General features: G+C 24.1%; 9 protein-coding genes and 1 tRNA gene. 6 read left to right on the forward strand and 4 right to left on the reverse strand.

All coding sequences use genetic code 11. The features are described 5' to 3' along the window. Positions 1–5 precede the first annotated feature (5 nt). Complete coding sequence (gene surE, locus KQY27_RS02940) at positions 6–782, forward strand: 5'/3'-nucleotidase SurE (RefSeq protein WP_224425085.1); 777 nt, start codon at positions 6–8, stop codon at positions 780–782. 256 nt (positions 783–1,038) lie between these two features. Further along, the gene (locus KQY27_RS02945) at positions 1,039–1,611 is read left to right on the forward strand and encodes a DUF1697 domain-containing protein (protein ID WP_224425086.1); all 573 of its coding nucleotides are present in this window, start codon (positions 1,039–1,041) and stop codon (positions 1,609–1,611) included. Between the two features lie 551 nt (positions 1,612–2,162). Here the strand turns inward: KQY27_RS02945 and KQY27_RS02950 are convergent. Next, positions 2,163–3,596: an MATE family efflux transporter gene (locus KQY27_RS02950; protein ID WP_224425087.1), complete on the reverse strand. Its 1,434-nt coding sequence runs from the start codon at positions 3,594–3,596 to the stop codon at positions 2,163–2,165. Positions 3,597–3,641: 45 nt separating this feature from the next. Beyond that, entirely contained in the window at positions 3,642–4,115 is a 474-nt protein-coding gene (locus KQY27_RS02955) for a MarR family winged helix-turn-helix transcriptional regulator (protein ID WP_224425088.1), read from the reverse strand. Positions 4,116–4,569: 454 nt separating this feature from the next. Here KQY27_RS02955 and ilvC point away from each other — a divergent pair, with 454 nt between their 5' ends. Continuing rightward, on the forward strand, positions 4,570–5,616 hold the full coding sequence (ilvC, locus tag KQY27_RS02960) for a ketol-acid reductoisomerase (protein WP_224425089.1): 1,047 nt from the start codon (positions 4,570–4,572) through the stop codon (positions 5,614–5,616). Positions 5,617–6,595: 979 nt separating this feature from the next. Beyond that, a complete protein-coding gene (locus KQY27_RS02965) occupies positions 6,596–7,597 on the forward strand; it encodes a methanogenesis marker 12 protein (RefSeq protein WP_224425090.1) in 1,002 nt (333 codons plus the stop codon). Positions 7,598–7,661: 64 nt separating this feature from the next. Here KQY27_RS02965 and KQY27_RS02970 read toward each other — a convergent pair whose 3' ends face one another. Further along, on the reverse strand, positions 7,662–7,868 hold the full coding sequence (locus KQY27_RS02970; protein ID WP_224425091.1) for an LSM domain-containing protein: 207 nt from the start codon (positions 7,866–7,868) through the stop codon (positions 7,662–7,664). A gap of 654 nt (positions 7,869–8,522) precedes the next feature. Between KQY27_RS02970 and KQY27_RS02975 the strand changes: the two genes are divergently transcribed. Both KQY27_RS02975 and KQY27_RS02980 read left to right on the forward strand, forming a co-directional pair. After that, complete coding sequence (locus KQY27_RS02975; RefSeq protein ID WP_224425092.1) at positions 8,523–8,669, forward strand: hypothetical protein; 147 nt, start codon at positions 8,523–8,525, stop codon at positions 8,667–8,669. Positions 8,670–9,037: 368 nt separating this feature from the next. Next, positions 9,038–9,958: a restriction endonuclease gene (locus KQY27_RS02980; RefSeq protein ID WP_224425093.1), complete on the forward strand. Its 921-nt coding sequence runs from the start codon at positions 9,038–9,040 to the stop codon at positions 9,956–9,958. A 252-nt stretch (positions 9,959–10,210) separates the two neighbouring features. Here KQY27_RS02980 and KQY27_RS02985 read toward each other — a convergent pair. Then, positions 10,211–10,282: transfer RNA gene (locus tag KQY27_RS02985), tRNA-Val, on the reverse strand. Positions 10,283–10,571: the final 289 nt, after the last annotated feature.

The raw sequence follows: 10,571 nt of genomic DNA on the forward strand, positions 1-10,571 counted from the left end.
ATAATATGAAGATTTTAATTAGTAATGATGATGGAATTAACTCCTCTGGAATTCTTGCTGCTAAGGAAGCAGTTGAAGATTTGGGGCATGTGACTGTAGTTGCTCCATCCAGTCAACAAAGTGGAATTGGCCGAGCCCTCACTCTTTTTGAACCTCTTAGAATTGCTGGAGTTCAATTAAAAGATGGAAGTAGGGGTTTTTCAGTTTCTGGAACACCTACTGATGCTGTAACCCTTGGAATTTTTGAACTTATGGAAGAACAACCTACACTAGCAATTGCTGGTATAAACACTGGGGAAAATATTGGAAAAGGTGAGCTTACTACTTCTGGAACTATCGGTGCAGCTATGGAAGCGGCTTCATATGGAATTCCAACAATAGCTGTTTCACTTCAAGTTTCAAGAGGAGATATTAAGTTTGAAGATGGGCATGTTGATATAGATTATAGCTTTGCAAAAGAAATTCTAAAAAAAGTATCTAAAAAAGTAGTTGATAAAGGATTGCCAGATGGAATAGACTTACTAAATCTCAATATTCCTTCACACCCAAATAGTGATGAAATAGCTATTACTACTCTTGGAGAGAGAATGTATAATCCTCATATTGAAATGAGATTTGATCCTCGTGGAAAACCTTATTATTGGATTGATGGAACTCCGTTTAAAGGAGATAATGAAGGTTCTGATGGTCATGCTCTTAAAACTCTTAAAGTACCAACTTTAACTCCACTTTCAATGGATTTTACTTCTAATTTGGATTCTTTAAATAAGTGGTTAGACTAAAATCTTTATAAAATTATTTTCTAGATTTTTATCTTTTTACATTTATTTTAATGTTATTTAGATTTTATTTTAGAATTTATTTTATATTTTATTTTATATTTTATTTTAGATTTTATTTTAGATTTTATTTTAGATTTTGTTTTAATCTTTATTTTAGTTTTTTAGCTTTTAATTTATACTTTTATCTATATATTTAAATTTTATATTTAATTTATAGAGTTATTTACATTATAAATTATTATTCACAGGTTTAACAATGAAATATGTAGCTTTTCTTAGAGGAATCAATGTAGGTAAAAATAAATTGATTCCAATGGATGTATTAAAAAATATTTTTTTAGATATGGGATTTAGTAGTCCTAAAACTTATCTTCGTAGTGGTAATGTTGTTTTTGAAAATAACAATGATAGTAATTATAATGACCTAGCTGTTATGGAAATAGCTAATTCTATCTCTAAAAATATTGAAAAATTTTTTGGATTTTATGTTGAAGTTATTGTAAAAAATAAAGAAGGTATCGATTTTTTAATTGGAAATAATCCTTATTTTGATGATAATCCTATAGAAAAATTATATGTTACAATTTTTAAGAATAAAATTGATGAAAAACTTTCTAAAAAATTAGTTAAAGAATTTATCAACCTTGGCAATGATGATAATGTTGATGAGTTTACAATATCTAAAGATAGAGATATAGTCTATTTATTGTGCAAGTCTAAATATCATAAAACTAAATTTAATAATAATTTTTTTGAATCAAAATTAGATAATATAGCTACTACTAGAAATTGGAAGACTATTTGCAAAATTAGAGATATGTTAAATTAGTGATAATATCCAACACTAGTTTTAAATTTTAGATATTTTTTCCATTTTTATATATTGTAGAATAGAATTTTCTATTGTAGAAAAAATTTTCAATTAAAAATTAAATCTTTAATAATTATTTTTTATATATTATAAAATATATTTTTATATTGTAGAATGAGATTTTTCTATTGATAAAATTTTTATCTAATTTTTTAATATATTTTATTTATATAATTTTATTTGAATATATAATTTAAAAAAGAAGCTTTAAAATTATGTATAAATTTAAAAAAATAATTATTAAAGATTTAATTTTTAATTTTTAATTTATAAATAAAATATTATAATAATTTATAATAAATTTTAATAAATTTTAATAAAATATTATAAAAATAATTTTAAAATCAAAATTAATAGATTGAATTATTAATAAGTAATTTGTAATAAATTATAATAAAATAAATATTAAATATATAAAAATTTTAATGATTTACAGTTTATAAATCACTATTTAATACATTTTTTATATATTTAAATTTTAATTTTCAATTTTATTTTTATTTTCATTTTTAATTTCTTGGACTAATATAAACTTTATCTATTTCTCTAAGATATAATTTAGTTACAAGGTAACATATTAAGTAACCAACTAAACCTCCAAGAGATAAGCCCCACCATACTCCAGCTGTGCCCATATTCATTACAAATGCGAATATATACATGAATATGATTTCAAACACTAAAGCTCTTTGAACAGTCAAGAATAATGATATGAATCCTTTACCAAGACCTTGGAACGTTGAAGAAGAAAGTATTCCTAATGGTAAAGCTATACAAAATATAGATACTATTCTTAAAAAGTCTGAAATAGCTGGAATTAAATTTAAGTCCGAATAACTAAAAATCATTGATATTTGTGGTGCAAATATGAATATCACAGCTCCAACAACTATTGAAATAGCTAACCCTAGTTTAATTGAATAATCATATGCAACTATTAATTTTTTGAATTTTCTAGCACCATAAGCTGCTCCCACCACAGTTAGTGTTGCAGTACCTAATCCTATATGTGGAATCATAGCTAAGTTAACAATTCTCCATCCTGCTGTATAAACAGCTACTCCTATTGGTCCAGATGTTACTGACAATATGAAGTTTATTACAAGAGAAACAATTGAAAATGTAATAGTTTCAGATGTAGATGGTATAGCTATGGATATTATATCTTTAACAATTTTTGGACTCCAGCTGAATTCTTTAATTGAAACATCTAAATATGTATCTTTTTTAACAAGAAGCCAATAAAATATTATTATAACTGATATTAATGATGAAATGATTGTTGCATAAGCTGCTCCTCTTAAACCAAGGTTTAAAATGTAAATAAAAATTGGATCAAGAATTATATTTAAAATAGCTGTAATTATCATTACATTCATAGCTCTATTTACATCTCCTTCAGACCTAAGGATACTAGCTCCTACAGATGGAAGAAGTAGAGTAATAAGACCAATCAATATTATTGTAGCATATTCTGATGTAAGTGGAGCTACTGATCCTGCACCCATTAAAAGTAATAAATCATTCAAAAAGAATATCATTATTATTGGTGCAATTATGGAAATAACCACTGTTATTAAGATACCATGAACAGCTGCATTATCAGCTGTTTTTTTATCATTAGCTCCTATAGATCTAGCAATTAATGAGTTAGTACCAACACCAATACCATTTCCAAGACCAATTATTATTAAAAATATTGGCATAAAGAATCCAAGAGCTGCTAATGATTCTGTCCCAAGCCCAGCTACCCAAACTGTGTCAGCTAAGTTGTAAGCAAATGTTACAAACATAGATACCATAATAGGCCATGATAACTTTTTAATAGCTTTTTTAGGATCCCCTGTTACTATATCGATGTTGTAATTTTTATTTTCTTTTTTATTTTCTTTATTTTCACTATTTATATTATTATTTTTATTATTTACTTCATCATCTCTCATAATTTCCCTGTAATCTTATATTGAGTATGTAATATTGAATATTATTTATTCATTTATATTTTTTGATAAATTTAAAGCTTTTATAGAAAGATTTTTTAGATTTTCCTTAAATTCTCCTTTATTAATTGAAGATAATTCTTCACAAATTAGCTTTTCCCACTTGCTATCTATTTCTTTTATTTTCAGACCTACTTTTTTCCCTTTATTGGTTAAGGAAATATTGTATTTTCTTCTATTTTCTTCTGAAAATTCTCTTTTTATAATTTTCACATCTTCCATTTTTTTAAGAGATCTTGCTATTGATCCTTTATCAATACAAAGACGATCAGATAATTCCTCTTGAGAACTATTTTCTATTTTTAAAAGTTCAATCAAAACTGGAATCTGTCCAGCACTTAGCTCTAAATTATCTATTTCATTATTTAAATAGACTCTATGGGATCTATATATAATTGATATTAATGCAGTTAATGGAATATCTTTACTATCACTATTGCACAATTTTTCTATCTTGTCCATATTATCATCTTTCATCGTTAAATGAAAATATATTTTGAAATTTTAAATCTTTAGCTTTATGTTATAATTTATTAAATTCATAATATATAAAGTTGTCATTGCAACAATTGTCATGACACTTAAAATAATTTTTAATTTTTTAATATTTTCATAATTTTTATAATTTTTAATTTTTTTAATTATTGCTAAATGTTTTTAATATTTTCAATTTTTTAATTTTTTATAGTATCATTATATTTTTTATATTATTTTTTTTTAATTATTTTATAATAGATACTAAATTTAATATGATTAATACTGGCTATGGTTAATTATATATGATAAAAAATTTATAATTACAATTTGATAAATTTTTTATAAAATCAAGTAATAGTAATTTACATAGCTATTATTTAATACAAAAATAAAAATTTATAATTTTATTTACTACTTAAATGATTAAGGAGAATTTCAAATGAAAATGTATTATGACAAAGATGTTGACATTAAAGCTTTAGCTAATAAAACTGTAGCTGTTATAGGTTATGGTAGCCAAGGAATGGGTCAATCTCAAAATATGTCTGATAGTGGTATAAAAGTTATTGTTGGGCTACGTGAAGGAGGAGCATCTTGGCAAAAAGCTAAAGATGATGGAATGGATGTTAGAACTATTGAAGATGCAGCGAAAGAAGCTGACATAATCCATATTCTTTTGCCTGATGAAATCCAAGGAGATGTATATGAAAAATCAATAGCTCCTTATGTAGAAGCAGGTAATACTTTATCTTTTTCTCATGGATATAATATTCACTTTAAATACATAAAAGCTCCAGAAAATGTAAATGTTACAATGATAGCTCCTAAAGGACCAGGTTCTATGGTTAGAAGAACTTATCTTGAAGGATTTGGAATTCCTGGACTTTTTGCTGTTGAACAAGATGCAACTGGTGATGCAAAAGATATAGCTCAAGCTATGTGTAAAGCTTGTGGATTATCTAGAGCAGGAATTCTTGAAACTACTTTCAGAGAAGAAACTGAAACCGATCTCTTTGGTGAACAAGCTATTCTCTGTGGAGGAGTCACTGAACTTATCGATGCAGGTTTTACAACCCTTGTTGAAGCAGGTTATCAACCAGAAATTGCTTACTTTGAAACTTGTCATGAATTAAAACTCATAGTCGACCTTATTTATGAAAAAGGATTCGGTGGAATGTGGCACGATGTAAGTAACACAGCTGAATTCGGTGGATTAAGTAGAAGACATAGAATTATCAATGAAGATTCAAAACAAGAAATGAAAAAGATTTTATCTGAAATTCAAAAAGGTAAATTCACTAAAGAATGGGCACTTGAATCTACAGCTAAAATGCCAATGCTCAATAGAATGAGAGACCTCGAAGACGAAAAGAAAATCGAACAAGTTGGTTCAAAGCTCAGAAAAGCTTGTGGATTAGAAAAAAAGTCTAAAGAAAAAGAAGATAAAGTTGTAGTTGTAAATTTTAATAAATCTAAAAAGAAATAAGCTTTTATTAGCTTTATTTTTATTTATTTCTATTTTTAATTATTTTTAATTTCTTTTTATTTCATTTCTTTTTATTTCTATTTTTAATTATTTTTAATTTATTTTTTGTCTTTAAAATTTTTTTAAATATTCTACATATAATTTCAATTATAAAATTTATTTAAAGAAAAAATATAACAAATTCAAAAAAACAAACAGTAAAAAAGTATTTCTATAAAGATATTATTGAAATTTTAAAAGTAAATTATAGAAAGCAGAAGTTATTGTATTCAATAAATTTAAAATAATATGTGTAGCTGAACTAATTGCAGTCAAAAAAAATAAAAAACGGATGGAGGTTAATTGAATAAAAATTCTTTTAATTCATATGAAATGAATGAATTTTTTTAATTCAATAAAACCTCTGACTCCTTACAGTATACTATGTTATTAGTATTCATTTTATATATATTTTTCTATTTTTAATACTATAATAAAAAATATGATTATAGTAATATTTATATGTTATAAAAAATATAGTAATATTAACAGTATCACCAACTTATAAAAATAGTCGTTGATCATTTTTTAATTGGGAAGACTCCTTACAGTAACCAATGAGCCTTCTCTTTTTAGAATCTGGGGAGGTGATACTATGAAATTGAGAGTAATGTTGTTTAGTATTCATATTTTAAATAACTATTTTCTTGAAATTGAAATAGCTATCCTATTAATTCTTAAATTACTTATTTAAATAATTTTTGAAGAATATAAGTTGGTTGCTGTACCAATAACTACTTTTTTTATTTTATTGTTATAACTTTTTTATATTCTATAATATTCTATTTTACTCTATTTTTTCTATATTATTATATATCATTATTATAATATTATATAATATAGTAAAATATTATATTAATTATCATATCATATATTATCTGTTGAATTATTGTGGCTTATATTATATTTAAACTTATGTTAATTGTATAAGGTGAAAGCAGTGGTATTTGTAGGAATGGATCATGGAACTACAGGAATTACATTTGGAATCATGTCAGATAATGGCGAATCAATTGAGAGTTTTAAAATAGACCGTGAAGATACTAAAGCTGGAAAAGTTTCAGCTATTGATGAATTATCAAAAATAGTTAATCTTGATGAAATCAAGCTAATGGCTATTACATATGGAATGGGCGACGGAATCACCTCAATTTTACCAATAGAAAAGGTTAAAAATCGAGGAATTTTATCTATTGAGGGTGCTGGAAAAATCACTGGTGGTGGAACTTCAGTTTATACAGAAATTGAAAAATCAGGCATTCCAACAATTGTTATTCCCGGCCTTCATAAAGATTCTCCTTCTCTTGACCCATTATTTAGAGCTGCATACTCTCATCAAGCAAGTTCAGAAAAAGTAAGTATTTGCTATAATGCATTTCTTGCTACTAAATGGGAAAATATGATTGTAGCTGATATCAGTTCCAACAGTGTAAACATACTAATTGAAGATGGAACAATAAGAGGAGCTATTGATGCTTGTATTGGTGCTATGGGTGTTGTACATGGACCAATTGATTTAGAAATGATTAGAAAAATTGATGAAGGTGAAATTACAGCTAACGAGGCATTTTCAACAGCTGGAGCTGTAAAAATAGCTAATATTAATGATAAAGTAGCTTTCATGAAGGATACACTTCTTAATAATTACAAAGAATATGATAAAAATGCAAAATTAGCTATTGATACTATGGTTTTTACAGTAGCTATGGAGATAATAGGATTAGCTGGTATAGCTAACAATACTCTTGAAGGTGTTGTTTTAACTGGATCTATTGGTTCAATGAAGTTTCCAGTTGATTTTGAAAAATCTCTTAATAAATATTTGAAAAATAAATTTAAAATAGTTATTCTTCCAAGCACATCTGGAGCATTTGGTAGTGCTGAAATAGCTAAAGATGTTTATAATAGAAAAGAAGATATTTTAGGCATTAAAGTTGATTAATAATGACTTTATAATGGCCTATTTTTATATAAAAAAAGTTTTTAATGAAAATAAAAATAAATAATTATTCTTTAATGGATATAAAAGCTATTTTTCCTCCTTTAACAACTTTTAAACCATCATCTATTTCTAAAACAGTATTTAAAAAGTTGTCAATAGCTATTATTTTTCCTTCGAATTCTTCCCAATTTTTAAGACCTATTAAGACATCTTTTCCTTTAAAGTCTGCGAATTGTTTATTAACTTGAAAATTATTATTATTATTTTCCATAATATTCACCTATATTGATTAAAGCTAGAACTATTTTTCATGCATGAAGTATAATTGTTAAATAATTAATTTATTATATTTTTGATTGTTTGTTATATTATTTATATTTTAATAATTGAAGTTTATCAATAATTTATCAATTATATATTTATTAATAATTAATAAATTTTTGATTGTTCATTAATATATAATTATATTGTATTATTTATAAGTAATTTTCTATAATATCATAATAATAACCATATTAATTGATAATTAATATTTAATAATTAATATTTTTATATTTAATTTTAATTTGTTTAATTTATTCAATTTATTTTATTTATTTAATTTGTTTAATTCATTCAATTTATCCATTTTATTTTATTTTATTTATTTTATATTTATTTTAATTAAATTATTCTTAATTTTATCCTGAAATTGATTTTTCTATTAAAATTTAAATATATGATAAATTTTCTAATTTTTGTTCTATAAAGTGAAAATATTAAATATAAGAATTAATAAAATATTCATAATTAAAGAAATTAAATCTAAGAAATTAAAATTTGACTAAATTTTAATTGAATATGAAATTATTCAAGTTTCATGAGATATGAAAATATATTCAAGATAAATTAAATATTAAACTCAAATTTCAAAAGGAATGTTTAAATGCCTATTAATCAATTAGAATCTAATTTGTCAGCTATTACGACAACAATTGCATATTTAGAAAAAGAAGGTTGTACTGATGAAGAACTTTTAGATAGTCTTCGCTCTGAAAGAGATAGATTATTAAAAGATCTTAATTTAAAATAATATTTCCATTTCATTGTAATTGGTTATATTTTATTATTAATTTCAATTATTCAGCTAACTATCAATTAATTATCAGCTATTAATTATCTATTTGGCTGCTCATTTAACTATTTATTAACTTAATATTTAAGTTAATTATTCAGTTATTAAAATATAACTAGATTTTTTATCTTATTTTTTTTTATATAATTTTTACTCATGGTGAACTATTTTTAATAGATTAATTACTATTATTTTTTTCAATAATTCTAAGTTTTTAAATTATATCAATAAATTAAAGTATATTAATAAGAAGATACAATAGTTATACATTATAAGTTATATTAACTATAATAAGTTAATAGATTAGAAATTTATTGGGTGAAATTGTGGAAAAGCAACAGCTTGTTAATTTCATTGCTAAAGTCATGGAAGAGTCTGGTTTTAAAGTCTATAAAGAGTTTAAAACATCTCAAAAGATCATCGACATATACGGAGTCTTACCAACAATAATGGGGGACTTTGGAGTTGTTGTAGCCTGTAAAAATTATGACAAGCAATGGGAAGTTGGAATCGATATTTTAAAAGAAATGGAAATGGTTGGAAGAAATCTAAAAGCTTCTAAAGTTGCTGTTGTATCCAGTTCTAATTTTTCATCTCAAGCTAGAAATTATGCTTCTAGAAAGAATATCAAGCTTGTAGATAGAGATAATCTAATGATTTTAGCTAAAAAATTTTCTAAAACTAAAGATTCTACTAATAACTCTTACGTTGAAGAATATAAAAATAATGATTTTAATTCAGGCTTTAGCCCAGAATCTGATTATGGTGCATATTCTGATAATTCTGATGGTGATGATCAAAATTATTCATCTTATGGATCTAATGATATTTATTCTGATGATGCCACTTATATTTCTGGAAAAAGTAGCTCAGGGCTTGGAAAATATGGTTCAAAATCTAATCTTGGATCTTCTCCTAGAGCACAGAGTAATAAATCCAACTTAGCTAATCAAAAACCCAAAAAACAAGGCCCTCCTCTTAGTGAAAGGCTCAAACCTATATTAAATAATACGATTGTTTTAATTATTTTGGTTGTAGCTATATCTTATCTAATTTCTACTTTAATAGGTGTAGTTTCAGGAGCTTCTAGAGGAATTACTGGATTAGTTAAAATACTTGCTTCATTAGTATTGTCATATGGTCTTGTATTATCTTTAGATAGGGACGGTACAGCTGTTCTTGTAAAAGGAACTACAGTATTTTTTGTTTCACTGGTAATCCTTATAATAATGATAATTTTATTATAATATTATAAATCATATATTTTTTTAGTTTTTCTTCTATTATATTTTCTATATTTAAATTGCTAATTTTTAGTATTATATATTTTATTATATTTTATTTTTATTTTTTAATAGCTATTAATTTTAAATATTTAAGAAAAAAATAGCTATAAATTATATATAAAAAAGATTTAAAAAAGAGTTTTCTAATTTTATTGAAGTAATTATATATAAAACAAATAAATGAAATCTATAATTTAAAATAAATAAAAAAAGTGGTTCCGGCGAGATTCGAACTCACGATCCTCTCGTTGTAAGCGAGATATCATACCCCTAGACCACGGAACCATAGCATATCAACTATTTAAAAAACAAAGTATATAAACTTTTCCACTAATCATTTAATTTTTTATACTTTTCATATATTTTTCATATATTTTTAAAATTAATTTTTTTATAGACTTGTTCTTGTTTTTGGTTTTCATGTCTATATCTTAACTGGAAAATATTTATTACAAAACCATTATATTTATATACTATTACATCTTAGACTATATTAAGTAAAAAGCATATTACAAATTCGATTTGTAAATTTTGTTTTTTTCTTTCTTCGTTTAATTAAAGTTAAACGAAGTAA

The sequence above is a fragment of the Methanobrevibacter sp. TMH8 genome, from assembly GCF_020148105.1.
Classification (GTDB): Archaea; Methanobacteriota; Methanobacteria; order Methanobacteriales; family Methanobacteriaceae; genus Methanobinarius.

Coding starts and splice junctions, on each gene's coding strand:
- surE (WP_224425085.1), top strand. CDS start 6: ATGAAGATTTTAATTAGTAATGATGATGGAATTAACTCCTCTGGAATT.
- KQY27_RS02975 (WP_224425092.1), top strand. CDS start 8,523: ATGCCTATTAATCAATTAGAATCTAATTTGTCAGCTATTACGACAACA.
- ilvC (WP_224425089.1), top strand. CDS start 4,570: ATGAAAATGTATTATGACAAAGATGTTGACATTAAAGCTTTAGCTAAT.
- KQY27_RS02950 (WP_224425087.1), bottom strand. CDS start 3,596: ATGAGAGATGATGAAGTAAATAATAAAAATAATAATATAAATAGTGAA.
- KQY27_RS02955 (WP_224425088.1), bottom strand. CDS start 4,115: ATGGACAAGATAGAAAAATTGTGCAATAGTGATAGTAAAGATATTCCA.
- KQY27_RS02945 (WP_224425086.1), top strand. CDS start 1,039: ATGAAATATGTAGCTTTTCTTAGAGGAATCAATGTAGGTAAAAATAAA.
- KQY27_RS02970 (WP_224425091.1), bottom strand. CDS start 7,868: ATGGAAAATAATAATAATAATTTTCAAGTTAATAAACAATTCGCAGAC.